Below are 22,341 nucleotides of genomic sequence, written 5' to 3'. Positions count from 1 at the left end.
ACAGGATTTATGGCTTGAAGGCAAAAGACAGGCGTATTAAGACGAAGTAGCAATAGAGTTTGCTATAGCGCATGTGGATAAGATTCAACTCCTGTGCATAATTAAGGAGATACCCACAGGCTTCATGTTGTCTTTATATACGCTTGAAGAATGACGCTGGAAGGTATTTGCGGCAACCAGTGCCCGGCAGCGTAGCCAGGCACTGAGTTGAATATCAGTTCAGCAAGGTGGCATCTAGGCTGATCTTGGCGTTCAGTACCTTGGAGACTGGGCAGCCTTCTTTCGCCTTGTTGGCGATGGCCTGGAATTGGTCGTTGTCGATGCCTGGGATCTTGGCCGACATGGTCAAATCAATCGTCGTGATTTCGAAGCCTTCGCCGACCTTATCAAGCGTAACCACTGCCTTGGTTTCGATACGCTCGGCTGTGAAGTTCTCCATCCCCAGCATCATGGAAAAGGCCATGGAGAAGCAGCCCGCATGCGCTGCGCCAATCAGCTCCTCGGGGTTAGTGCCGGGCTGGTCTTCGAAGCGAGTGTTGAAACCGTAGGGATTTTCCTTCAGCGCGCCGCTGCCTGTGGAAATCGTACCTTTACCGTCCTTCAAACCACCTTGCCATACAGCAGATGCTGTCTTTTTCATGGTTCCTCTCCTGTGGATGACTCGAGTTATATGTGAAATCGGATGCTGGGCAAAGTTCGTTGGAGGGTGCGGCGAAACGTAAGGCGTACAGGTGGTGTTCATCAGGGTAAGGTAAAAAGGCCGGAGCAAATGGTCAGGGTTGTGGTCAGCCTATGACCTGCCTTTTCTCCGGTCTGATTTATTTCAAGGAGTCGTCATGGACTATAAGAACCTCGGGTCTACGGGCCTGAAAATTTCTCCGCTGTGCCTGGGCTGTATGACCTACGGCGTGCCTGAACGTGGTAATCATCCATGGACGATGGGCGAAGAAGAGAGTCGCCCGCTACTCAAGAAAGCCCTCGACATGGGCATTAACTTCTTTGATACCGCCAACGCCTATTCCGATGGTACCAGTGAGGAAATCGTCGGTCGGGCGCTGAAGGATTTTGCCCAGCGTGACGAGATTGTGCTGGCCACCAAGGTCTATTTTCCGATGCGCAACAAGCCCAACGTGGGCGGCCTGTCACGTAAGGCGATTTTTGCCAGTATCGATGCCAGCCTCAAGCGCTTGGGCACTGACTACGTGGACCTGTACCAGATCCACCGCTGGGATTATGAAACGCCCATCGAAGAAACCATGGAAGCGCTGCACGATGTAGTAAAGGCGGGTAAGGCGCTGCATATCGGTGCGTCCAGCATGTACGCCTGGCAATTCGCCAAAGCTCTGCATGTGGCGGATCGAAATGGTTGGACCCGTTTCGTCACCATGCAGAATTATGTGAACCTGCTGTATCGCGAAGAAGAGCGCGAAATGCTGCCGCTCTGCCGTGACGAAGGCATAGGGGTCATTCCCTGGAGCCCCATGGCACGTGGAAGGCTGACCCGAGATTGGGATACCAGCAGCGCACGCGTTGAGAGTGACGAGTTTGGCAAGAGCCTGTATGCCAATACGGCCGATGCCGACCGCCGTGTGGTTGAGCGTGTGGCCGAGATTGCCAACGAGCGTGGCGTACCGCGTGCGCAGGTGGCACTGGCCTGGGTTGTGCAAAAAACTGGCATCAGTGCACCCATCATTGGTGCGTCCAAACCGCAGCACCTCGAAGACGCTGTGGCCGCCCTCTCGCTCAACCTGACCGCCGAAGAGATCGCCCGCCTTGAGGAACCTTACGTCCCTCATGGTGTGGTCGGTTTCGCCTGATCATGGTCTTTCCGGTACGACACCTGTCGTACCGGACCTACCGCGCCATTACCTCACCCTATCGGTTTCATAGTTACTAAAAAGAGCCTGGTTACTTTTAATAACTGCCTTAAAGGCGTAGAGTGAATTTCTTGATGTAATCACGCTCAGCGAGGTTGCCATGGACGATTTTAACAAGTCCGCTACCGGGCGCCGCCGACTGAAAAACCACGACTGCCCTATCCGTGATGTGCTGGACCGTGTAGGCGATGCCTGGTCGGTACTGGCTGTTTTCAAGCTGGACAGCGGACCACTGCGTTTCAATGAACTCAAGCGTCAGATCGATGGCATTTCCCAACGAATGCTGACCGTCACGTTGCGCAACCTGGAGCGCGATGGATTGATTACCCGAACGGTCATTCCGTCAACGCCGCTCCAGGTGGAATACGCCCTGACCGGGATCGGGCAAAGCCTGGTCATTCCCATTAGAGCCTTGGCCGATTGGGCCGCTCAATCGCAGCCGATCATTCAGCAGGCGCGCGATACCTACGATCTGGCCGTGCGGCAGCGGCAAATTGAAGAGCCTGCCGCGGCTAACGAGGAGACTTCTGCATGACTCAACTCAAAGACACTGCCATTTCCGTTTTGGACCTGGCGCCGGTACGGGACGATGGTAACGCCGCCCAGGCTCTGCACAACTCACTCGACCTTGCTCGCCATGCGGAGCGGCTAGGCTATAACCGATTCTGGGTCGCTGAGCATCACAACATGGACGGTATCGCCAGCTCGGCCACGGCCGTTCTGCTCGGATACCTAGCGGGTGGTACATCCACGATCCGCATCGGCTCCGGTGGCATCATGCTGCCCAACCATGCCCCTCTTGTTGTGGCCGAGCAATTCGGCACGCTGGATGCTCTGTATCCGGGCCGTATCGATCTGGGGCTTGGCCGTGCGCCCGGGTCCGATCAGATGACCGCCCATGCGCTGCGTCGCGATCGTTTGGGAAGCGCCGATGACTTCCCTTCCGACGTAGAGGAGCTGCAGTACTTTCTGGGTCCACGACAGGAAGAACAGCGGGTAATCGCCGTGCCGGGTGTCGATAGCAACATACCGATCTGGCTATTGGGGTCGAGCCTATTCAGTGCTCAGCTGGCGGCTGCCAAAGGTTTGCCGTATGCCTTTGCATCCCATTTTGCGCCACGCTATATGCATGAAGCGATTCGTCTGTACCGTGAAAACTTCCGCCCTTCTGAGGTGCTGGACAAGCCCTATGTCATGCTGGGTGTTCCGCTGGTTGCAGCAGACAGCGACGAGGAAGCCAATTACCTGGCAAGCACGGTTTATCAGCGCGTCCTGGCATTGATGCGTGGCCAAAGCCTGGTGCTTCGCCCGCCGGTTCGAAACATGAGTCCTGAATGGTTGCCTCATGAAAAAGACGCTGTGCTGAACATGCTGGGCATGGCGATTATTGGTGGGCCGGACAAGGTACGCGAGCGGGTCGATTTGCTGCTTGAGAAGACCGACGCCGATGAATTGATTTTCACCTGCGATGTGTATGAACATGCTGATCGACTCAGGTCGTATCAGATTCTGGCCGAACTTAAAGGCTGATATAAAAAGGGCGCTATGGCGCCCTTTTTCATAACGTTAAACTAATAATGCTGATATCAGCGCATTCTAAAGAGATATCAATAAGCTATTAAATTAATATTACTTTATTAGCGGGCTATTTATCTGCAAAGTTCTGTTGCCAGAACTGTTCGAAGGCTTCTTTCCACTCGGGTAATTGCACGCCCCAGTTAGTCTGAATACGTGAGCAATCCATTCGTGAATTAGCTGGACGTTTCGCTGGAGTGGGATACTCATACGTGGCAATAGGATAAAGCCGGGCACGTAAACGGCCTTGCTCTTCAAGTTTCTGAGCGATCGTTTCGGTAAAGCCAAACCAGGATGTCTTGCCTGTCGAGGTAAGGTGGTAAATACCCCAGGGGCCTGGGTTGCCCATGGTAATGCGATCTACGATGTGGCTAGTGGCTGAGGCAATCGTATCGGACCAAGTCGGTATGCCGATCTGATCATCTACAACGCGCAATTCGTCTTTTTCCTGCAGCAGGCGATGCATGGTACGAACAAAGTTGTGACCATCCTGGGAGTAAACCCAACTGGTTCGCAGAATCAGATACTGCCCGCCTACGGCCTGAACCGCCTGTTCGCCAGCCAGCTTGCTTTCGCCATACACGCTGGTGGGGTGGGTGGCATCCTCTTCACTGTAGGGCTCATTCTTGTCACCATCAAACACATAGTCGGTCGAATAGTGGATGAACGGAATGGCCCGTGCCACGGCCTCCTCCGCCAGAATCCGCGGTGCCTCTGCGTTTACCTTGAAAGCCATCTCGGCGTCGGTCTCGGCCTTGTCCACAGCCGTATACGCAGCAGCATTGATAATCAGGTCTGGCTGCACACGTCGAACGGTTTCTCGAATGGCCTCTTCATTTGCAAGATCCATGGCATCACGACCTAGAACAACAAGTTCATGATCGGTTTTAAGGCTTCTTTGCAGCGCTTGAGAGACCTGACCGCTTCGACCTGTAATTAAAATTTTCATATTTCTCCAGCCTGATCGAGCGGCATTAACCAAAAAGCAGTGAGCTAGTTGATTAAGAACCCGATAGTGGTTGGTTTAATAATGAGCCACTGATGCTCAATTATTGCCCAACAGTAAATCAATGTGATGGTCGCTATGTTGAACGCGTTTAAAAGTTAAGCAAACTTTAAATAAAGCGAAAAACACAGAGCACCGCAGTTTATAAAAAACCAGGGCGATAGTGTGCCTGCCTGTACGGGCAAGGCCAGAGGCGGGGCGGAGCGCTATGGCGGCGTGGGCAGCCAGAAAAGGAGAGTGGTCATAAAACGTGCCAATAACAGCGTGCTTAGTCGGCGAACACTAACACACCTTTGTGACGGTTTGTCAGCAAAGTTGTTTCAAGACAGACAAACCTTTACAGAGGCTGTTGAAAGGCCATGAAGTTGGCAGAAGAAGCGGGCCTAGTACCTTGAGGCTTGTGAGTTCCATGGCAAGGCCGCTCTTCTTTGATAAGGGTCAAACCGGCTTTTGTACCAGTGCAAGGCCAGTCATTTCCCGAAGACTTTCAAGTGTGAGGCCTTCGACGAGTTCGCTGGCATACACGCGGCCGTTAGCAATATCGAAAATAGCCAGATCGGTATACACACGAGATACGCAGCCTACGCCCGTCAGCGGGTAGGTACAGTGCTCGACGAGCTTGCTTTGCCCGGCTTTGGTCATGAGATCCATCATGACAAAGACCTGCTTGGCACCTATTGCAAGGTCCATGGCACCCCCTACGGCAGGAATCGCATCAGGCTCGCCGGTATGCCAGTTGGCCAGATCGCCTGTGACGGATACCTGGAAAGCGCCGAGCACGCAGATATCCAAATGGCCGCCGCGCATCATTGCAAACGAATCCGCATGGTGAAAAAACGCACCGCCTGGCAGCAGGGTGACAGGCTGCTTGCCAGCGTTGATCAGATCAGAATCTTCCTTGCCCTCCTCTGGCGCCGGACCCATGCCTAGTATGCCGTTCTCGCTGTGCAGAAAAATTTCGCGGTCAGCCGGTAGGTGGTTGGCCACTAGCGTCGGCAGTCCAATCCCCAGATTGACGTAGGCCCCTTCCGGGATGTCCTGGGCGACTCGGGCAGCGATCTGGTTGCGGTTGAGTCTGTTCATTCCTGATCTCCTGAAACACGAACGACACGTTGCACAAAAATGCCTGGCGTAACGATGATTTCCGGATCGATCTCGCCCAGCTCCACAATTTCACGGGTTTGCACGATGGTAGTCTTTGCAGCTGTCGCCATGATGGGACCAAAATTGCGGGCAGCCTTGCGGTAGGTCAGGTTGCCCCAACGGTCGGCACGGTCCGCGCGAATCAGGGCAAAGTCGGCATGAATGGGATATTGGATAACGTAGTGCTTGCCGTTGATTTCGCGTGCTTCCACGCCTTCGGCCAGAATCGTGCCGTAGCTGGTCGGCGTGAAAAAGGCGCCGATACCGGCACCCGCAGCGCGGATACGCTCGGCCAGATTGCCCTGCGGCACTAACTCAAGTTCAATTTTGCCGGCACGGTAAAGCTCGTCGAATACATAGGAGTCGGTCTGGCGTGGAAATGAACAGATGATTTTGCGAACCTGACCTGCCTTGAGCAGGGCTGCCAGGCCTACATCGCCATTGCCCGCATTGTTGTTGATGATGGTGAGATCTTTCGCACCGTGCGCTATCAACGCATCAATCAGCTCAGAAGGCTGTCCGGATGGGCCGAAGCCGCCAATCATCACGGTGGCACCATCGTGGATGTCTTCCACCGCCTGGCTCAGGCTCTCGACAATCTTGTTGATCATTGTATGTCCTCATTCAAGGGTCTCGCTGTTGCTCATGCACCAGCCGAGGAGGTAAGCCGCATGCGCCGAGCATATGCGATTGCATCCCTTGAAAAAGGTAGTTGTGTCCGATAATCGGACACAAAACGCTTCATATGTGCGTTTATCGATCGTCACCCGTATTAGTACGCCGTTGTAAGGCAAGTAGGCCATCTCAGCATTTCAATACGGCCTTTGGAGAATTAACCGGCACAGCGCTGGTCATTTTAATGACTTACACAAATGCGATGATGGCAAAAGGCTCTAGGTCAAGCATTGGCGATTAGGTTAACCAAATATTTGTGTGCACTAATTCACGGTATTGTAGGGAAATCTGAATCATTCCTGAACATGGGAGAATCGGTTAAGCAAAAAGCATTGTGATCCTAAAGTTTCCTTTTACTGTGTCGACTTATTAAAGAGGCCACAGGAAATTCGGCTTTCGCGCTAACGCTATCAACACAAGGGATTTGAATGAATATTCTTCAGGAAACACTGAATGAGCTATCTTCACTCCGCGCCCAGTATTGGACGTTTTGTACCCAAAGAGCAGCATGTCTTTTGGGGTGAGCGAGTCAGCGAGCTGCTGCAGATCGTTGCGATCAGTCACGGCTTTGATTTGATGCGCCTTGGCGCAAGCGAGGCATACCGCCTCAAGGGCTTTCTGGATATGCTCGAACAGAATGACTATCCAGAACTGGCCGACTGGAATGACCGGGTTTTTGCCTGCACCCGCCTTACGTGCCGGGTCGAGCTTGAGAAGTACATGCTGGAAGGCATGCCCAAGTCCTGACGTACCCCCTCTCCTTTCTGGGCTGCCCGCCTGATGTGGCAGCCGGACGCTCATGGTGAAACCGCCTCTTCTTCAGCCGATGCAGGTTTGGTCAGGCGCATTGAGGTCAGATATAGCGAAAATACCAGGACGAAGGCACCCAGAAGAAAGCCGACATAGGGAATTCTGAAGGCAATCAACAGGGCGGCGGCGGCACCGCTGGCTGCTGCTGGGATAGCTCTGAACACATCAAGCTTCAAGGTAAAGGGTTTGTGGCATTCGGGACATAATCGGCTTCCATCCGACTCAGGCGGACCGAAAACTGCAGCGTGGAAGGCGCTGATGCTTTGTTTGCAGTGGGGGCATTTCATGCTGAATTCCTTTTCAAGCAGTCAGGCAGGTTAACTGCATCCTGAAATCCTACGCGCGCTTCGAAGAAAATGGGGAGCTGCCGTGCAGAGCTGTGAGCAGGTTCATGTAAATAAGCATGGGTTTGTGCTAAAGCCATAGGCCATTAGCTCAAGTGCCTGGACTGTCTTTTCGAACAGATAGGACCCTCCAGGCTGCCGATCGTTTCTGGTCTTATCACATCTTGTGGCCCTGGCTGGAGCAGCCCTGCGTCAGAATGTCAGTCACGGTATTGTTCGTCCCTGCCGTACGCCAGGATATGCTGGCATAGCCTTTCGTCTAAAAACATATAAGGTGACTCAACGCTTACGGGCGCGTTCCGAAACGAGCCTTCTTCTCCCTGCCCATCGAAGCGGTTTCGCTGGAATGGTTTCAGTAGAGGCACTCCAGCGCAGCGGCTTAAAGTGACCCCGTCAGTGAGGTCTTTTGGATCTGTCCAGTCCTAGTCGTATTGCTTCCCATCGGCATGTGCCGGGCGGACGAAATGCTCTCACCCACCCTTTTTACCTTGTTGCAGAATCCCTTGGCAGGCAGATGAGCCCTTTCCCTTCAGGTGGCGCTGTCTGCCTTTAGCGACAGGCCCGGCTAAGCGGGCTGTGGACACAATAACTAAAAAGGGTGGTAGCGATGGAGCACATTCTCAAAGCAGCCTTCGGCTGCCTAAGCGAAGCCGAGCATGTCCGACATGAGTTGATCGCAAAAGGTGTAGCCGGTCGGCATATCTCACTTTCAGCCTCTCGAAATGAGACGGCAGGTTCTTCTACAGGTTCGTTGGGTGAACGAATCAGCCATTTCTTCTGTTCACTTTTCGACCTGGCCGATGATGAGCCCGCGCGCGAGGCCATTACCCAGCACTCGACTGTCCTGACGGTCACGCTTACCGAGTACCAGCAGCAGGCCGTAGTCGAGGCCGTGCTCGCGCAGAACGGCGCAATGAGTGCCCATGCCCTGACGGATGACTATGCCATCTCCAGTCACTATCCAAGTTCGGCCTGTACGCTCGGCATGGGTTCCTTCGCCTTGGCCGGTCAGGTGCCACAAGAGGCAACAGGAGGCCGGTTCGTGCCGACCCAGGCGGAAGAGGAGGCCTGGTTGACCAAGCCTCCGCTGGAGCTGCCCTCGCTGTCTCTCTCATTTGCCAAGCCCTGATCACAGGATCAGGGCTTGCAGGGCTAGGTGTGCAGTGCTGCCATGGCCTGGCCGAGATAGCGCTGGATATCGTCTGTCATCCAGGTGCCCTCAGCCAGTTGCGGTTCGCAGGCATGGGCCTGGCGCAGTTTATGGTGGGTCTCGGGATTTGTGCCTGCATAGGCGGTAAACAATGCGGTCCAGCGTTGCGCCAGCTGCAGCGCCTCTGGAGAGTGGGGAGGCAGTCCGTTATCCATAATGCGGCGTAGATCGGCCAGAAGCGGTAGCCATTTCGGGACCTGCTCGCCATAGTTTGCCTGCATGAAGGCGAACTCTTCGGGTGTGAGATACCGTTCATAGATCGCAAGCTTGCCGGCCGTGAAGGCCTTCAGGATAAAGCGGGTCATCTCGGTGGTGACACCCGTCTGTTCCTGTAGCGGGGCCTCATGGCGGAACAGCTCGTTGAGCCGTACGGCCAGGGCCGGGTTGGTTGATGTATTGCGCTCCAGGAGCGTCATCCAGCGCCGTGCCAGCGACTGTGCTTGAACGGACTCAGGGGGGAGCCCTTGTTGGAGGAGCTGATGGGCTTCCTGCACTAGTGCGCGCCAAGCCTGCTGGTTGGCGGGAGTGTAGAAAGGCAGATCATTCAGGTCTTCAGGGGCGAAATGCTGTTCGTACATGGTCATCAATTCCAGGGTCTTCAACCAATCGGCCAGGTCAGGCTCCTCTCCTTCACTGAGTTGGCGATGCAGGTCTGCCAGGCGATTACGCAGATTCGTTTGCCGGGTAATCTGTCGGTCCAGCAGGCGGATCTGCTGCTCGGTGATGGTCAGGAGCGCAACGTCTGGCCGCGCCAGAAGGGCTCCGATCTCGGCCAGCGACAGGCCCATGCCACGCAGGGCCTGGATCTGGTGCAGCCGGGCAATATCGGCCCGGTTGTACAGTCGGTAGCCGGCATCGGAGCGCGCGGAGGGTGTGAGCAGGCCGATGCTGTCGTAATGGTGAAGAGCCCGAATCGTAAGACCCGACTGCTTAGCCAGTTCGCCCACTTTCAATAGCATCGAATTACTCCTTTCTTCCACGTGCGGAATTGATCCTGAGGCCTCACGTTACGATAGGGTCAAGGGGGCTATGAACAAAGACGCGGGCTGGCTATTTAAATGGCCAGCCCGGAAAGACATTACCGCGCTGAGGCGGGCTCGGCCGATGAGGAAAGGCGCGTGACCAGCGCCCAACCCAAGCCACTTACCACGACTCCAATGGACAGCGCCACGGCCAGACGGAAGGCGCTGCCGTACACCAGCGGTGCAAGCCAGCCGCTGACGATGGAAAAGAAGATCATCTGGACAAACCCCAGGACTGACGCGGCGGTGCCGGACAGCTCCGGTACGCACTCGAGGATGCGTAGTGTCATGGTAGGAATACCCAGCGACAGGCCGAAGACGAACAGCCCGTGCGGGATGACGGCCGCATAGACGTTCAGGTCGGTAGCCAGACCTGTATAGGTCAGGTTGATCAGGCAGCTCAGGCCAAGCATGGCGTAGGCAAAGCCGATCAGTCGACCGGAAGGCAATTGTGAGGAAAGCCGTGCTGCCAGAAAGGACCCGCTGGTCAATCCGATTACGATGGGAATAAACAGATAGCCAAAGTCAGTTTCGGCCAGCCCCAGTACCTGGGTGACAAAATCGGGGGCGGCGCCGATCAGGAAGGCGAAGCCGCCAAACAGGGCGCCAAAGACCACAGCGCGGGCCATGAACTGCCCGTCCCGCATGACCCGTCCGTAATTGCGCGACAGGACGCTCAGATCGAAGGCTTGTCTGCGTTCTGGCGCCAGGGTCTCGGGCATCAGGAACGCGCAGAGCGAGGCGCTGAAGACGGCAAGCGCCGCCAGGAAAAAGAATACGCCGCGCCAACCGGTGTGTTCTGACAGGTAGCCGCCAATAATCGGCGCAAAGGCTGGGGACACGCTGAAGACCATGATGATGTAGGACATGGTTTTCTGGGCCACCGGACCCTTGTAACAGTCCGTCACGATGGCCTGTCCCACTACCATTCCTGCACCAGCGGACAGGCCCTGGCAGACACGGCCTGCCAGCAGCCAGTCGAAGCTCGGGCCGAGCGCCGCGATCAGCGAGCCGGCGATGTACACCGCCAGGGCCGAAAGAATGACCCGCCGGCGGCCGAACGAGTCGGACAGGGTGCCATGCAGAAGCGTCATGAATGCGAACGCCAGCATATACAGGCCGAGTGTCAGTTGGGTCTTTTCAGGTGTCAGCTGAAAATCTCGGCCGATGGCGCCAAAGGCCGGCAGGTAGGCATCAATCGACATGGGGCCGATACAGGCCAGGGCGCCGAGGATCAGCACCATCACGGGATAGCGAGGAATAGAGGTGGTGGTCGTTTGCAAGGAAATAACCTGTCACGGGCCACAGTGGCCCGCGTCAAACAAGGGAAACGCCTACCCCTCAGGGCAGGATGATCAGCCGGTCCGGTAGCTCGTTACGCGTATGGGTTGCCGGCAGGTGTTGCTTCAGGTGCTCACCGCATGCGTCGATACAGGTCAGAAAGCCCTGCAAGGTTTCGCCGCGACGAACCTGCTGTGTAAAGGTTGCGATGATCGACTGCCAGGTTTCGTCACTCAGCTTTTGTGAAATTCCCCGATCCACCAGGATTTCCACATAGCGTTCGGCTTCCGATACAAAGATCAGCATGCCAGTTTCCGCCTGTGTGTGGTGAAGGTTGTGCTCGAGAAACTGACGGCGTGCCAGGTTGGACGCGCGCCAGCAACGCACCTGGCGCGGAATCAGACGCGTCGTGATGGCTGGAATACGGAAGATCAGACTCAGCACAATTAACGTGCCCCACTGGACCAGCAGGAGTTCATGGGGGCTCAACCAACCTGGGTAGTAATTGATTGCGCCTGGAACGATCAATGCAATGAGGCTCGCCCAGAGTAACGGGATATAGGTGTAATCATCGGCCCGTGCGGCCAGCACCGTGACCAGCTCTGCATCGGTATTGCGTTCAACGCGAGAGATGGCTTCAGCGACCTGTCGCTGCTCGTGCTCGTTGAGTAATGTCATAGAGGTCCGCTCTCCTTACCAATCACCTGAAGCCCCGCCGCCGCCAAAGCTGCCGCCGCCCCCACCAAAACCACCTCCTCCAAGGCCACCTCCTCCCGAGCGGCCACCACCGCCGAGAACACTGCCAAGGATTGCGCCGGTTAGCACCGAGTTGCCTCGCCCGCCACGTCCACCACGCCCGCCTCCGCCACCTTTCATCATGAACAGGATGATGACGAACAGGACGATGAACAGAATCGGGGTAGGACGATCTTCACTGCCGTGATATGTATCATCCTGTGCCGGGCGTGCCAGCGGATCGCCGCCCAGCACCTTGAGCATGGCACTGGCTCCCTCGCTGATGCCTTGGGCAAACTGACCCTGCCGGAACGCGGGAACGATCACCTGATTGATGATCAAGAAGGACTGTGCATCCGTCAGACGATCCTCTAGACCATAGCCGACTTCGATTCGGACCTTGCGGTCGTCACGCGAGACAAGAAGTAGCGCACCATTGTCTTTGCCTTTCTGCCCGATCCCCCAATGGCGACCGAGCTGATAGCCATACTCCTCAATGGAACGGCCTTGCAGGCTGGGGATGGTAGCGACCACCACCTGTTCGCTCGTCGCCTGCTCATGGGCCTTGAGCATCTGCTCCAGTCGGGCCTTGGTCTGGACATCCAGCATTCCGGCCTGATCAACGACCCGGCCGGTCAAGGGTGGGAAGGCAGGAGCCTGCTGGGCCTGTGCCACCTCTGCACAGGCCCAGAACAGGATCCACAGCGCAAAGGCGCGAAACACCGGGCGATCAATCATTGATTGAAGTTGACCTTGGGTGCCTGATCAGCGTTGGGCGTCGTGGCTTTGAAGTTCTCGCGAACCGGCAGGTCGCTGTAGAAGATCTTGTGCCAGATGCTGCCCGGGAAAGTGCGGATTTCGGTGTTATAGCGCTCGACCGAGGCGATGAAGTCACGGCGGGCCACGGCGATACGGTTTTCAGTACCTTCCAGCTGGGATTGCAGGGCCATGAAGTTTTGATTGGATTTCAGATCCGGATAACGCTCGGACACCACCATCAACCGGCTCAGGGCACCACTCAGCTGCTGCTGGGCCTGATCGAACTGCTGGAGTTTCTGGGGATCGTTAAGCGTGCTCGCGTCGACCTGAATGGAGGTCGCCTTGGCACGGGCCTCGATCACAGCGGTGAGGGTATCCTGCTCCTGCTTGGCGTAACCCTTTACAGTCTCAACCAAATTCGGGATGAGATCGGCACGGCGCTGATACTGGTTTTCCACCTGCGCCCAAGCCGACTTCACCTGCTCATCGTAGGTAGGGATAGTGTTGATGCCGCAGCCGCTCAAGAGCGAAGCCAGCACGGCGAAGACCGCAATTTTCCAGCTCAAGCGTAGTCCCTGGGTCATGTACATTGCGTGTAACTCTCCGTTTGTATACCTGAATATGGGTGGCAGTCATGGCTTCGTGATGACGAAGCGTGCGTATAAATACGGATAGCGCGACCCCGCAAGAGTTCAGGCCAATCGCCTCCGCTGTTGTCACGAAAATCGCAACCACTGCCCATTGAGGTAAGACTGAGCGAGGCTCATTATCTGGCAGACGGAACTGCCCGGAACAGGCGTTAGGTTTTTGTTGCAGATGGGATAACGAGAGGGGAAATGCAGAGGAATGGGATTACGGAGCTGCGCGGGGGTTGATAGCGGATCGGCGCAAAGGCCGCTGCGCTATCACCTGCCGGGCAGCTCCAGGAAGTTCTCGCAGCAATAGAGCGTTTCGCCGCTTATTGGTTCACTGCGAAATCTCTTTTATCAGATCAGCTGTTTTCGATACGAAAACCGATTTTCAGCGTTACCTGGTAGTGCGCCACCTTGCCGTCTTGAATATGACCGCGCGTCTCGGCGACTTCAAACCACTCCATGTTCTTGATGGACTTGCTGGTCTCCGCCAGGGCGTTGTTGATGGCATCTTCGACGCTGGTGGTGGAGGAGCCGACAATTTCCAGCTTCTTGTACGTGTGATGATCAGACATGTAAACCTCCTGGTTGTAGTTGGCCAATCATCTGGCCAAGGAAAAAACCGCTTGTTTAATGAGTCTCATCAAAACGTGGATTAGTTCAGTGTGTACAAGTGTTGATCAAGTTTGTGTCGCACTTTCGCTGCCGGGTGAAGTCAGACCCGGAACACCCAATGAAACAGGAGGTTCACGCCATGGCTCGTAACAGTTCCTATCAGGCAACCCTTGAAAATCTTGAAGACCAGATTCAGACACTGAAAGATTCTCTCTCCTCCTTGAAGCGCAGTGCTTCGGCGGAGTCCCGTCATTCGTTGAAGTCGTTCAAGGACACCACCAGCCACGCGCTGCACCGCTCGGGTGAGAGCCTGGAAGATTTTTATGACGAAGCACGTGTACTGGCACTAGAAGCCAGCAAAATAGCCGGTACAAGTGTGCGCAAGCACCCTTGGGCTACTGTAGGCGTGGTGGCCGGTCTGACTGTACTGGCAGGCTGGTGGCTGTTGCGCGACGAATAATAATGTCGCCTTTTTCGCCGCTCGCCTTGCCGGGCGGCGATGATCCTTCCTAGTCTTCTGCCAGCGCTGCTCGCAGCCACTGTGCAAGCCGCTGTGCTCGCTGGTCCGCCAGCCGCCCCGGCACCCATAATGCCAAAACCGCTTCGGTCTCAACGAATCCCCACGGTGCTATCAGCCGTCCTGCCGCCAGATCTCCTGCCACTAGGGGTTTAGGCGCAATGGCGACCCCTAACCCGGCCACTGCCGCTTCCAATAGGTAATACAGGTGCTCGAAGCCTGCGCCAACCGTCAGGCTGTCAGCTGGCAGACCATGGCGTTGCGCCCACGCAGGCCAGGCCTGCGGGCGGGAAGCCGTATGCAATAGTGGCTCGCCCAGTAATGCCGTAGGTGGTGCGTTCTGAAACAGGGACGCATTGGCATACCGGGGACTGACGACCGGGCCGATACATTCAGGGGCCAGTACGTGTACGTGCATGTCCGGCGGTGCAGTTGGCTCGGCAAACAAAAGTGTGGCGTTGAGGCCGGGACGGCGGGGATCGAGCTCTCCCTCGCTGGTAGACAGGCTCAGCCGTAGTTCAGGCAATTCACGGTTGAGTCGATCCAGCCGCGGAATGAACCAGCGAGCCAGAAGGCTGCCCGAACACCCCAGAACAAAGGGGGCATCGCTGGCGCCGCGTTTGAGATCGGCGCAGACGCTGCGCAGCCGCTCGAACGCTTCGGCACTGGCGTCCCGCAGCCGAAGACCCGCTTCGGTTAGCGCAAGACCCCGCCCTTCCCTGACGAACAGCACCACGCCCAGCTGTTCCTCCAATGCACGAATCTGACGGCTTACCGCGCCATGGGTAACGAACAGCTCCGCTCCTGCCTTGCTGACGCTTCCCAGGCGTGCCGCTGCCTCAAAGGCACGCAAAGCATTTAAAGGAGGAAGATCGTTCATTATCCGACCTGTGAGTTTTCCTGACAGATACAGGCGATCTTATCGATTTATTCCTGTCCAGCAACCGGTTAGTGTAAAACCATATTCACAGGGAGCTCTCCCATGACAGACATGACCTACAGCCAAGGCCCTGATGCTCAGGGCATGTTCGGCCAGTTTGGTGGCCGCTACGTGGCCGAAACCCTGATGCCGCTGATTCTGGATCTCGAGCGTGAGTACACCGCCGCGATGAAGGATCAGGCGTTTCTGGATGAGCTGGCCTATTTCCAGCGCGACTACATTGGCCGCCCCAATCCGCTGTATTTCGCCGAGCGCCTGACCGAGCATTTTGGTGGCGCCAAGATCTATCTGAAGCGCGAAGAGCTAAACCACACCGGCGCGCACAAGATCAACAACTGCATCGGCCAGATTCTCCTGGCCAAGCGTATGGGCAAGACCCGCATCATTGCGGAGACTGGCGCCGGCATGCACGGCGTGGCCACTGCCACCGTAGCGGCCCGCTTCGGCCTGCCCTGTGTGATCTACATGGGCACCACCGATATCGACCGGCAACAGGCCAACGTCTTTCGCATGAAGCTCCTGGGGGCGACGGTGATCCCGGTCACTGCCGGTACGGGCACACTCAAGGATGCGATGAACGAGGCACTACGTGATTGGGTGACCAATGTCGCCGATACCTTCTACCTGATTGGCACCGTTGCCGGTCCACACCCCTACCCGGCCATGGTTCGTGATTTCCAGGCCGTAATCGGTCGTGAGGCCAAGGCGCAGATTCTTGAGAAAGAGGGTCGTCTACCTGACAGCCTGATCGCCTGTGTGGGCGGTGGATCAAACGCTATGGGGCTGTTCCATGAATTCGTGGACGACAAGGACGTGGCGATCATTGGCGTTGAAGCCGGTGGCCACGGTGTCAGTACCGACAAGCACGCCGCCAGCCTGAACGGTGGCGTTCCTGGCGTCCTGCATGGCAATCGTACGTTTCTTCTACAGGACGACGACGGCCAGATCATCGACGCGCATTCCATCTCCGCCGGCCTGGACTATCCTGGCATCGGCCCGGAGCACGCCTGGTTGCATGATGTGAAGCGCGTGGAGTATGTGCCGATCAATGACGACGAGGCGCTGGCGGCTTTCCACCAGACCTGCCGTCTGGAAGGCATCATTCCAGCGCTGGAATCCGCCCACGCTCTGGCTGAAGCCTACAAGCGCGCGCCTACGCTGCCCAAGGATCACATCATGATCGTCTGCCTCTCCGGCCGCGGCGATAAGGACATGCAAACCGTGATGAGCCATCTGGGAGACAAGCTATGAGTCGTCTGGAAACCCGTTTCGCCCAGTTAAAGCAAGAGGGTCGCGCCGCGCTCGTGACCTATACCACCGGGGGTGATCCGGATTACGCTACGTCGCTGGCAATCCTCAAGGGCCTGCCCAAGGCGGGTGCCGATGTGATCGAGCTAGGCATGCCCTTCACCGATCCCATGGCGGATGGCCCGGCCATCCAGGCTGCGGCCCTGCGTGCGTTGAAGAACGGGCAGACCCTGGCAAAAACGCTGGAGATGGTGCGTGAGTTTCGCCAGGAAGAAGCCGAAACACCCCTGGTGCTGATGGGTTACTACAATCCGATTCACCGTTATGGCGTTGAACGCTTCCTGACCGAAGCCAGGGATGCCGGTGTAGACGGCCTGATCGTGGTGGACCTGCCGCCCGAGCACGACGCCGAGCTGTGTGACCCGGCTCAGGCCGTAGGCATCGACTTTATCCGGCTGACGACACCTACTACAGACAATAACCGCCTGCCGCGTGTGCTGAACAGCAGCTCAGGCTTTGTATATTACGTCTCGGTGGCGGGTGTGACAGGGGCGGGTTCGGCCACGAACGAACACATCGAGCATGCGGTCGAGCGGCTGCGGCAGTTCACTCAGCTTCCGTTGTGCGTAGGCTTTGGTATCCGGACGCCCGAGCAGGCCAGAGTGGTTGCTCAGCTGGCGGATGGGGTGGTAGTGGGCTCCGCCTTGGTCGACCAGATCGCCAAGGCGCAAAGCAGCACCGAGGCCGTCGAGGGTGTATTGAGCCTGTGTGGCAGTCTGGCGGAAGCGGTACGCAGCGCGAGGCGATGATAGATAAGTGGCCTGAGTGATGGATATCGCTTCGCTCAATCTATCCTATGGGCTAATACCCTGCCGGTACTGCGCGTAACGCACTCGCCTCAAACAAAAGCCGCTGCATTTGCAGCGGCTTTTGTTTTGCAGGATGGGTTGAGCTTGGCGATACCCCTCATTCCCGCTCATACCGCGTCTTACTGCGCGGCGACTGCCTGACGAGCAGCCATATGGCGCTGCTGCTTGTAGGCCTTGGCCACTTCCGGGATAGGGGTGACCTGGCCGGTTTCTATCCACTTGCGCAGGCGGCTCGCATCGGCCATGTGGGTGTATTTGCCAAAGGCATCCAGTACCACGAATGCAACCGGGCGGTTGTTCATGACCGTGCGCATGACCAGACAATGACCCGCTGCGTTGGTAAAGCCGGTCTTGGTGACCTGAATATTCCAGTCGCTCTTGCCCACGAGGTGATTGGTGTTGTGGAAGCCCAGGGTGTAATTGGGCTTGCGGAACGCCACAGTCTTCTCTTGCGTGGTGCTCAGCTGACCAATCAGCGGGTAATTGCGGGTGGCCTGGAGCAGCTTGACCAGGTCACGGGCGGTCGAGACGTTGTTCAGGGACAGACCTGTCGGCTCGGTATAGTGGGTATTGGTCATGCCCAGCGCACGCGCCTTGGCGTTCATGGCGGCCACAAAGGCCTTTACACCGCCCGGGTAATGCTCGGCCAGACTGGTGGCAGCACGGTTTTCCGAGGACATCAGCGCCAGCAACAGCATGTCATGACGGCTGATCTCGCTGCCCAGACGCACACGCGAATACACACCGCGCATTTCCGGCACATCGTCAATCTTGACGGTCAGCATTTCATCCATGGGCTGCTTGGCATCCAGGGTGACCATGGCAGTCATAAGCTTAGTGACGGATGCAATGGGAGCCACGACGTCGGGGTTGCTGGAATACAAGGGCTGGCCCGTTTGCATGTCGACCAGCAGGGCGCTGCCCGATGCCAGTTCTTGCCGCATCGGTACAGTGGCCTTGGCCTCGGCTGCACTGACATTTGCAGCCCCCAGGCTGCCCCCGATCAATACAGCACTCAATACGAGAGAAAGATATTTCACGTGAATATCGTCCGGCTGAAGAGGTAAATAGCAGACTCGACCTGTCTGGCGTCTCGAAAGGCACTCTGGCAGGTCCCGAGTCCGGCGCAGCGGCAGTATAAAGGGCACCCTCCCGGGCGATGGAACCCCCTTACCCAAGTTTTTTCGTGGCGCGAAGGTAAAGGTTTGCTGACATAGCGCTCTGACGACGCGGATGACGATAGACTGAAAACAGCCCATACCGTAGGTAACGGGTTGTTTTGAATCAGGATCCTCTGGATCGCCATGTGGGAGACCACCATGAATCGCATGAAAAAAGCCATCGCCAGCGTATGCGTTACGTTGTGTGTGGGATCGCCACTTGCGCTGGCTGCGCCGCCGGATCAAATGAATGGGCCGCAGGGCGGCGGCAAGGGACACGGTCAGGGCGCGCAGATGCCGCATGGCCAGGACCATAAAGGCGGTTCTGCCCAGTCGAAGGGTAACCAGGGCAATCAAGGACATGGCGGTCCGCAGGCCAGCCAGGGCCATGGCAAGCGGTTACCTCCGCAGGATTTCAGCCCGGTACGTGAAACCATACGGGCCCACAAGGGCGAGATCGGCCGCGGCTCACCGCTTCCGCCGGGGCTGGTGATCGCCAAGGGCAAGCCGCTACCCCACGGGTATGGCAAGCCGCTGCCACCCGGCATCGCCAAGCAGCTACCCCGCTATGAGGGTTATGAATGGCGCCGTTTGGGCACGGACATGGTACTGATCGCCATCACGACCGGCATCGTGTATGAGGTCCTGCACAACGTGCTGGATTGATTGGTCAATTCTTTGGGTGGTGGCGCAGTAACCCTGCGTTAGTGCGCCTTTGCCTAGACTAAAGCAATCCATGGTGCCGCACAGTGCGTCATCACGGGCTTACTGAAAGTCGTATTGCACGGGTTCTTCGGGTAACACGGAGAGGTCAAGCGGCCTTACCGCACCCATCCAGAGGGCATGGTCGCGGTGATCGGCACGATCATGGCCGGTCACGGGATGGAGAAAGATCACCAGCCCGTTCCGGTTGAGCGCCAGCCAGGGCACCACGTCCGCAAATACCTCTGGACGAAACGACAGCTGACAACTCCAGTCCGGGTGAGGGCCGACCGGTCGCTGGTGAACCCGGCCCATCGTCACGGCAAAGCGGCGCGCAGCCTCTTCGCACAGTGCCCTGGCCTGCTCCAATGTCGTGGCGTCAAAATAGACATGGGCGTGGTAGCCCTGGATAGCCGCTGTCATGTCTTACCCTTCAAAGCGAATGACGACTTTGCCCACATGGCCCTGTCCGTCCATGTAGCGATACGCCGCTTCGGCCTCGTCGAAGCTGAAGACTTTGTCGATCACCGGCTCGATGCGATGCAGGGCGATGGCACGGTTCATGGCATCGAACATCTCGCGTGAGCCGACATAGATACCCTCCAGTACGACAGAGCGCTGGATCAGCGCTGCCGGGTTGATCTCTCCGCCCGTCAGCACACCGATCAGGTGGGTGGCGCCGCCCGGACGAGTCGAGCGCAGCGAGCGAGGCAGCGTACCGGCGCCGCCGACCTCTACCACATGGTCAACGCCGATCCCTTCGGTCAGGCCTAGCACCTGCTCCTGCCACTCCGGATACTGCTTGTAATTCACGGTCTCGTGAGCGCCCAAGGCCTTGGCCTTTTGCAGCTTCTCATCGCTGGATGAGGTAATGATGGTACGCGCCCCGGCCGCACGGGCGAACTGGAGACCAAAGATGGACACACCGCCTGTACCCAGCAGCAGCACGGTCTGACCAGCCACCAATGGCTGAACACTGCCAAACAGTGCATGCCAGGCGGTTACACCGGCGCAAGGCAAGGTAGCGCCAGCCTCATAGGACAGGTGCTCCGGCAGTGTAACCACGCCGTTCTGGTCGAACAGTACGTATTCGGACAGCACCCCACCCACGGCGCCACCCAGGGCGGAGGCGCCGTGGGTGGGGTCCAGATGGCCGCCAATCCAAGTCTGCATGAAGATACCGGCCACGCGATCGCCTACTTTGACGCGGTCAACGTCATCTCCGATCTCCACTACTTCCCCTGCACCGTCGGACAGGGGTACCAGATCCTTGGGCAGACCGCCACGTGCGTAACGGCCGGTTGCGACCATGAGGTCGCGGTAGTTCAGCGAGGCGGCCTTCATCTTGACCAGAACCTGGCCGCGTCCCGGCTTGGGTGTATCACGCTCGCGCAGGGTCAGGTCTGCATAGGATTCGGCTTTAGGCAGGCAATAGAAACGCATCGTACTCTCCTGTTTGAGAAATGAGCGGGCTCAGGGCCGCCACAGAAAAAGGTTCAAACCGTTACACTTGGGTCGGACCGCATGGAAACGATGAAGCTCAACAGAATGTGTCACAAAGCGAACTGATATCACCGGTTCAGGTCTGTTAGCTAACTTTTTTGCCCGTGCCTCACTGATCAGAATGAGTAAACGCCATGAAGCTGCCCTCTTTGCTACCACTGTTCCTGCTCGCGCCACTGACCGGCATCGCGACCACCGCCAGCGCTGAGCCGGGACTGTATAACCTGCTGGTAGGGACCTACACCAACGGCAGCAGCCAGGGGCTTTATGTCTACCGATTCGACAGCCGTGCCGGGCAGGTCACCGGACCGCTGCGCGTTGTCAAAGCCCACAACCCGTCCTATCTGACGCTGGCGCGCGACGGCCGTACCGTATTTGTCGTCAACGAGAATGGTCGTGGCAGCCAGGGCGATGACATTGGCCGCGCCACGTCTTATCGCTTCGATCCAGAAAGCGGCCGGCTGCAACAAATCAGTCAGGTCAAGACCCTGGGTGATCATCCAACTCACTCGACGCTCAGCCCTGACGGACAGTTCCTGTTTGTCGCCAACTATTCCGTCGAGCCCGAAGGCTCTCTTGCCGCGCTGCCGGTGCAAAGCAACGGTGTGCTGAGCCCGGTTGCCCAGATCGAATTCTTCCAGGCCAGTAATAATCACCCGGAGCGGCAGACGTCCGGCCATGTACATGGGGTGACGTTTACGCCAGACGGCCAGTATCTGTTCTCGCCAGACCTCGGCGCTGACAAGATTTTTGCCTATCGCTACAACCCTGCGCGACAGGAACGTCCGCTATCTCCGGCTGAAACCCCCTACACGCCCGTTCCATCAGGCAGCGGCCCGCGCCATATCGTCTTTAGCGGTGATGGCCGTTTCGCCTACCTGACTCTTGAGCTGACCGGACAGGTCATGGTGTTCGCCCATGAAAACGGTGCACTGCGACAGTTACAGGTCTACACCTTGGCGCCGGAAGGTTTCAGCGGCAAGGTAGGAGCAGGCGCCATCCATCTCTCCAACGATGGCCGCTTCCTCTACGCTGCCAACCGAGGCGATGACAACCACATCGATGTGTTTGCCGTCGATCCGGTGGAAGGAACGCTAACCTTTGTTGATCGCCGCTCCGTCAACGGTCGCGAGCCCCGCGAGTTCAGTATCGACCCGACCGGTCGTTATCTGCTGGTCGCCAACCAGGGCAGCAGCCAGCTGAAGGTGTTCGCGCGTGATCCGCAGACTGGCAAGCTGGGCGAAGAGCTGCAGAGTGTCGACGTAGCCATGCCGTCCGACCTGAAGTTCGTGGCGGTGCCCTGATGTTCGACCGTTTGCACCATGTGGCGCTGATCTGCTCCGACTACCCCACGTCCAAGCGTTTTTACATCGAGGTGCTGGGGCTCAGGGTGATAGCCGAAACCTTTCGTGAGGCGCGCCAGTCCTGGAAGCTGGATCTGGCTGTTGGTGATCACGCCCAGCTCGAGCTGTTCTCCTTCCCGGACGCGCCACCGCGCCCTTCCCGGCCGGAAGCGCAAGGGCTGCGTCATCTGTCCTTTGCCGTGGAAGACCTGGACGCTGCCATTGCGCATCTCAAGCAGCATGACGTTGCTGTAGAGCCTATCCGGGTAGACGAGCTGACGCAGAAACGCTTCACTTTTTTCAGCGATCCGGACGACCTGCCCCTTGAGCTCTACGAGCGCTAAAGACGAGGCCATCAGCCAATAAAAAAGGCAG

At 57.3% G+C, this 22,341-nt stretch carries 26 protein-coding genes; 11 read left to right on the top strand and 15 right to left on the bottom strand.

Annotated features, from left to right (window positions below):
- Positions 1–214: 214 nt before the first annotated feature.
- The gene (locus tag B3729_RS05450; RefSeq protein WP_010796368.1) at positions 215–640 is read right to left on the bottom strand and encodes an OsmC family protein; all 426 of its coding nucleotides are present in this window, start codon (positions 638–640) and stop codon (positions 215–217) included.
- Positions 641–836: 196 nt separating this feature from the next.
- On the opposite strand from B3729_RS05450, the gene B3729_RS05445 reads away from it, so the two are divergent.
- The 3 genes from B3729_RS05445 (at position 837) to B3729_RS05435 (ending at position 3,407) form a co-directional block, all read left to right on the top strand.
- Positions 837–1,817 (top strand): aldo/keto reductase, encoded by a 981-nt coding sequence (locus B3729_RS05445; RefSeq protein ID WP_219651321.1) that lies wholly within the window; start codon positions 837–839, stop codon positions 1,815–1,817.
- A 160-nt stretch (positions 1,818–1,977) separates the two neighbouring features.
- Positions 1,978–2,412 (top strand): winged helix-turn-helix transcriptional regulator, encoded by a 435-nt coding sequence (locus tag B3729_RS05440; RefSeq protein WP_239383269.1) that lies wholly within the window; start codon positions 1,978–1,980, stop codon positions 2,410–2,412.
- The gene (locus B3729_RS05435; RefSeq protein WP_019366499.1) at positions 2,409–3,407 is read left to right on the top strand and encodes an LLM class flavin-dependent oxidoreductase; all 999 of its coding nucleotides are present in this window, start codon (positions 2,409–2,411) and stop codon (positions 3,405–3,407) included. Before B3729_RS05440 ends, B3729_RS05435 begins: the two co-directional genes overlap by 4 nt.
- A gap of 115 nt (positions 3,408–3,522) precedes the next feature.
- Here the strand turns inward: B3729_RS05435 and rfbD are convergent, their stop codons facing one another.
- The 3 genes from rfbD to B3729_RS05420 form a co-directional block, all read right to left on the bottom strand.
- Positions 3,523–4,401, bottom strand: a complete 879-nt coding sequence (gene rfbD, locus B3729_RS05430; RefSeq protein ID WP_219651326.1) for a dTDP-4-dehydrorhamnose reductase — start codon at positions 4,399–4,401, stop codon at positions 3,523–3,525.
- A gap of 495 nt (positions 4,402–4,896) precedes the next feature.
- Positions 4,897–5,541 (bottom strand): 3-oxoacid CoA-transferase subunit B, encoded by a 645-nt coding sequence (locus B3729_RS05425; RefSeq protein ID WP_286787323.1) that lies wholly within the window; start codon positions 5,539–5,541, stop codon positions 4,897–4,899.
- Entirely contained in the window at positions 5,538–6,212 is a 675-nt protein-coding gene (locus B3729_RS05420; RefSeq protein WP_286787322.1) for a 3-oxoacid CoA-transferase subunit A, read from the bottom strand. The genes B3729_RS05425 and B3729_RS05420 overlap by 4 nt, the downstream gene beginning before the upstream one ends.
- 517 nt (positions 6,213–6,729) lie before the next feature.
- Between B3729_RS05420 and B3729_RS05415 the strand changes: the two genes are divergently transcribed.
- Positions 6,730–7,023, top strand: coding sequence for a hypothetical protein (locus tag B3729_RS05415; RefSeq protein ID WP_286787321.1), 294 nt, complete (start codon positions 6,730–6,732; stop codon positions 7,021–7,023).
- A 50-nt stretch (positions 7,024–7,073) separates the two neighbouring features.
- Here B3729_RS05415 and B3729_RS05410 read toward each other — a convergent pair whose 3' ends face one another.
- Positions 7,074–7,373 carry a hypothetical protein gene (locus B3729_RS05410; RefSeq protein WP_010796376.1) on the bottom strand — a complete coding sequence of 100 codons (300 nt, stop codon included), beginning with the start codon at positions 7,371–7,373 and terminating at the stop codon, positions 7,074–7,076.
- Between the two features lie 664 nt (positions 7,374–8,037).
- On the opposite strand from B3729_RS05410, the gene B3729_RS05405 reads away from it, so the two are divergent.
- Positions 8,038–8,559, top strand: a complete 522-nt coding sequence (locus B3729_RS05405) for a hypothetical protein (protein WP_019366505.1) — start codon at positions 8,038–8,040, stop codon at positions 8,557–8,559.
- A 23-nt stretch (positions 8,560–8,582) separates the two neighbouring features.
- On the opposite strand, the gene B3729_RS05400 is transcribed toward B3729_RS05405, so the two are convergent.
- The 6 genes from B3729_RS05400 to B3729_RS05375 form a co-directional block, all read right to left on the bottom strand.
- Positions 8,583–9,599 carry a MerR family transcriptional regulator gene (locus B3729_RS05400; protein WP_286787320.1) on the bottom strand — a complete coding sequence of 339 codons (1,017 nt, stop codon included), beginning with the start codon at positions 9,597–9,599 and terminating at the stop codon, positions 8,583–8,585.
- 119 nt (positions 9,600–9,718) lie between these two features.
- Positions 9,719–10,945: a multidrug effflux MFS transporter gene (locus B3729_RS05395; RefSeq protein WP_286787319.1), complete on the bottom strand. Its 1,227-nt coding sequence runs from the start codon at positions 10,943–10,945 to the stop codon at positions 9,719–9,721.
- Between the two features lie 58 nt (positions 10,946–11,003).
- Positions 11,004–11,621, bottom strand: a complete 618-nt coding sequence (locus B3729_RS05390) for a TPM domain-containing protein (RefSeq protein WP_239383265.1) — start codon at positions 11,619–11,621, stop codon at positions 11,004–11,006.
- Between the two features lie 15 nt (positions 11,622–11,636).
- The gene (locus B3729_RS05385; RefSeq protein WP_286787318.1) at positions 11,637–12,416 is read right to left on the bottom strand and encodes a TPM domain-containing protein; all 780 of its coding nucleotides are present in this window, start codon (positions 12,414–12,416) and stop codon (positions 11,637–11,639) included.
- Positions 12,413–13,021 carry a LemA family protein gene (locus tag B3729_RS05380; protein WP_112297976.1) on the bottom strand — a complete coding sequence of 203 codons (609 nt, stop codon included), beginning with the start codon at positions 13,019–13,021 and terminating at the stop codon, positions 12,413–12,415. Before B3729_RS05380 ends, B3729_RS05385 begins: the two co-directional genes overlap by 4 nt.
- Before the next feature lie 407 nt (positions 13,022–13,428).
- Positions 13,429–13,644, bottom strand: a complete 216-nt coding sequence (locus B3729_RS05375; RefSeq protein WP_010796383.1) for a dodecin — start codon at positions 13,642–13,644, stop codon at positions 13,429–13,431.
- Between the two features lie 179 nt (positions 13,645–13,823).
- On the opposite strand from B3729_RS05375, the gene B3729_RS05370 reads away from it, so the two are divergent.
- Positions 13,824–14,144 carry a DUF883 family protein gene (locus B3729_RS05370; protein ID WP_286787317.1) on the top strand — a complete coding sequence of 107 codons (321 nt, stop codon included), beginning with the start codon at positions 13,824–13,826 and terminating at the stop codon, positions 14,142–14,144.
- A 49-nt stretch (positions 14,145–14,193) separates the two neighbouring features.
- On the opposite strand, the gene B3729_RS05365 is transcribed toward B3729_RS05370, so the two are convergent.
- Positions 14,194–15,084, bottom strand: a complete 891-nt coding sequence (locus B3729_RS05365) for a LysR family transcriptional regulator (protein WP_037029877.1) — start codon at positions 15,082–15,084, stop codon at positions 14,194–14,196.
- A 99-nt stretch (positions 15,085–15,183) separates the two neighbouring features.
- Here B3729_RS05365 and trpB point away from each other — a divergent pair, with 99 nt between their 5' ends.
- Positions 15,184–16,392 carry a tryptophan synthase subunit beta gene (gene trpB / locus B3729_RS05360; protein WP_122041186.1) on the top strand — a complete coding sequence of 403 codons (1,209 nt, stop codon included), beginning with the start codon at positions 15,184–15,186 and terminating at the stop codon, positions 16,390–16,392.
- Positions 16,389–17,198, top strand: a complete 810-nt coding sequence (gene trpA / locus B3729_RS05355) for a tryptophan synthase subunit alpha (RefSeq protein WP_010796387.1) — start codon at positions 16,389–16,391, stop codon at positions 17,196–17,198. Before trpB ends, trpA begins: the two co-directional genes overlap by 4 nt.
- A gap of 179 nt (positions 17,199–17,377) precedes the next feature.
- Here the strand turns inward: trpA and pbpG are convergent, their stop codons facing one another.
- Positions 17,378–18,298: a D-alanyl-D-alanine endopeptidase gene (gene pbpG / locus B3729_RS05350; protein WP_074821005.1), complete on the bottom strand. Its 921-nt coding sequence runs from the start codon at positions 18,296–18,298 to the stop codon at positions 17,378–17,380.
- 279 nt (positions 18,299–18,577) lie between these two features.
- On the opposite strand from pbpG, the gene B3729_RS05345 reads away from it, so the two are divergent.
- Positions 18,578–19,084, top strand: a complete 507-nt coding sequence (locus B3729_RS05345) for an anti-virulence regulator CigR family protein (protein WP_181123851.1) — start codon at positions 18,578–18,580, stop codon at positions 19,082–19,084.
- Between the two features lie 99 nt (positions 19,085–19,183).
- Here B3729_RS05345 and B3729_RS05340 read toward each other — a convergent pair whose 3' ends face one another.
- Together B3729_RS05340 and B3729_RS05335 are read right to left on the bottom strand one after the other, a co-directional pair.
- Complete coding sequence (locus B3729_RS05340) at positions 19,184–19,543, bottom strand: DOPA 4,5-dioxygenase family protein (RefSeq protein ID WP_010796390.1); 360 nt, start codon at positions 19,541–19,543, stop codon at positions 19,184–19,186.
- A gap of 3 nt (positions 19,544–19,546) precedes the next feature.
- Positions 19,547–20,563: a zinc-dependent alcohol dehydrogenase family protein gene (locus tag B3729_RS05335; protein ID WP_286787316.1), complete on the bottom strand. Its 1,017-nt coding sequence runs from the start codon at positions 20,561–20,563 to the stop codon at positions 19,547–19,549.
- A gap of 194 nt (positions 20,564–20,757) precedes the next feature.
- On the opposite strand from B3729_RS05335, the gene B3729_RS05330 reads away from it, so the two are divergent.
- On the top strand, positions 20,758–21,927 hold the full coding sequence (locus B3729_RS05330) for a lactonase family protein (protein ID WP_286787315.1): 1,170 nt from the start codon (positions 20,758–20,760) through the stop codon (positions 21,925–21,927).
- Positions 21,927–22,310 carry a VOC family protein gene (locus B3729_RS05325; RefSeq protein WP_286787314.1) on the top strand — a complete coding sequence of 128 codons (384 nt, stop codon included), beginning with the start codon at positions 21,927–21,929 and terminating at the stop codon, positions 22,308–22,310. Before B3729_RS05330 ends, B3729_RS05325 begins: the two co-directional genes overlap by 1 nt.
- The last annotated feature ends 31 nt before the right edge of the window (positions 22,311–22,341 follow it).

The sequence above is a fragment of the Pseudomonas sp. UBA3149 genome, assembly GCF_002364655.1.
GTDB classification, from domain to species: domain Bacteria; phylum Pseudomonadota; class Gammaproteobacteria; order Pseudomonadales; family Pseudomonadaceae; genus Chryseomonas; species Chryseomonas luteola.
The sequence above is the reverse complement of the archived record's forward strand: the minus strand, read 5'-3'. Positions and strand labels throughout refer to the sequence as shown.

Excerpts from the sequence above, each read along its gene's own strand:
- B3729_RS05450 (WP_010796368.1), bottom strand. The coding sequence starts at position 640 with ATGAAAAAGACAGCATCTGCTGTATGGCAAGGTGGTTTGAAGGACGGT.
- B3729_RS05445 (WP_219651321.1), top strand. The coding sequence starts at position 837 with ATGGACTATAAGAACCTCGGGTCTACGGGCCTGAAAATTTCTCCGCTG.
- B3729_RS05440 (WP_239383269.1), top strand. The coding sequence starts at position 1,978 with ATGGACGATTTTAACAAGTCCGCTACCGGGCGCCGCCGACTGAAAAAC.
- B3729_RS05435 (WP_019366499.1), top strand. The coding sequence starts at position 2,409 with ATGACTCAACTCAAAGACACTGCCATTTCCGTTTTGGACCTGGCGCCG.
- rfbD (WP_219651326.1), bottom strand. The coding sequence starts at position 4,401 with ATGAAAATTTTAATTACAGGTCGAAGCGGTCAGGTCTCTCAAGCGCTG.
- B3729_RS05425 (WP_286787323.1), bottom strand. The coding sequence starts at position 5,541 with ATGAACAGACTCAACCGCAACCAGATCGCTGCCCGAGTCGCCCAGGAC.
- B3729_RS05420 (WP_286787322.1), bottom strand. The coding sequence starts at position 6,212 with ATGATCAACAAGATTGTCGAGAGCCTGAGCCAGGCGGTGGAAGACATC.
- B3729_RS05415 (WP_286787321.1), top strand. The coding sequence starts at position 6,730 with ATGAGCTATCTTCACTCCGCGCCCAGTATTGGACGTTTTGTACCCAAA.
- B3729_RS05410 (WP_010796376.1), bottom strand. The coding sequence starts at position 7,373 with ATGAAATGCCCCCACTGCAAACAAAGCATCAGCGCCTTCCACGCTGCA.
- B3729_RS05405 (WP_019366505.1), top strand. The coding sequence starts at position 8,038 with ATGGAGCACATTCTCAAAGCAGCCTTCGGCTGCCTAAGCGAAGCCGAG.
- B3729_RS05400 (WP_286787320.1), bottom strand. The coding sequence starts at position 9,599 with ATGCTATTGAAAGTGGGCGAACTGGCTAAGCAGTCGGGTCTTACGATT.
- B3729_RS05390 (WP_239383265.1), bottom strand. The coding sequence starts at position 11,621 with ATGACATTACTCAACGAGCACGAGCAGCGACAGGTCGCTGAAGCCATC.
- B3729_RS05385 (WP_286787318.1), bottom strand. The coding sequence starts at position 12,416 with ATGATTGATCGCCCGGTGTTTCGCGCCTTTGCGCTGTGGATCCTGTTC.
- B3729_RS05380 (WP_112297976.1), bottom strand. The coding sequence starts at position 13,021 with ATGACCCAGGGACTACGCTTGAGCTGGAAAATTGCGGTCTTCGCCGTG.
- B3729_RS05375 (WP_010796383.1), bottom strand. The coding sequence starts at position 13,644 with ATGTCTGATCATCACACGTACAAGAAGCTGGAAATTGTCGGCTCCTCC.
- B3729_RS05370 (WP_286787317.1), top strand. The coding sequence starts at position 13,824 with ATGGCTCGTAACAGTTCCTATCAGGCAACCCTTGAAAATCTTGAAGAC.
- trpB (WP_122041186.1), top strand. The coding sequence starts at position 15,184 with ATGACAGACATGACCTACAGCCAAGGCCCTGATGCTCAGGGCATGTTC.
- trpA (WP_010796387.1), top strand. The coding sequence starts at position 16,389 with ATGAGTCGTCTGGAAACCCGTTTCGCCCAGTTAAAGCAAGAGGGTCGC.
- B3729_RS05345 (WP_181123851.1), top strand. The coding sequence starts at position 18,578 with ATGAATCGCATGAAAAAAGCCATCGCCAGCGTATGCGTTACGTTGTGT.
- B3729_RS05340 (WP_010796390.1), bottom strand. The coding sequence starts at position 19,543 with ATGACAGCGGCTATCCAGGGCTACCACGCCCATGTCTATTTTGACGCC.
- B3729_RS05335 (WP_286787316.1), bottom strand. The coding sequence starts at position 20,563 with ATGCGTTTCTATTGCCTGCCTAAAGCCGAATCCTATGCAGACCTGACC.
- B3729_RS05330 (WP_286787315.1), top strand. The coding sequence starts at position 20,758 with ATGAAGCTGCCCTCTTTGCTACCACTGTTCCTGCTCGCGCCACTGACC.
- B3729_RS05325 (WP_286787314.1), top strand. The coding sequence starts at position 21,927 with ATGTTCGACCGTTTGCACCATGTGGCGCTGATCTGCTCCGACTACCCC.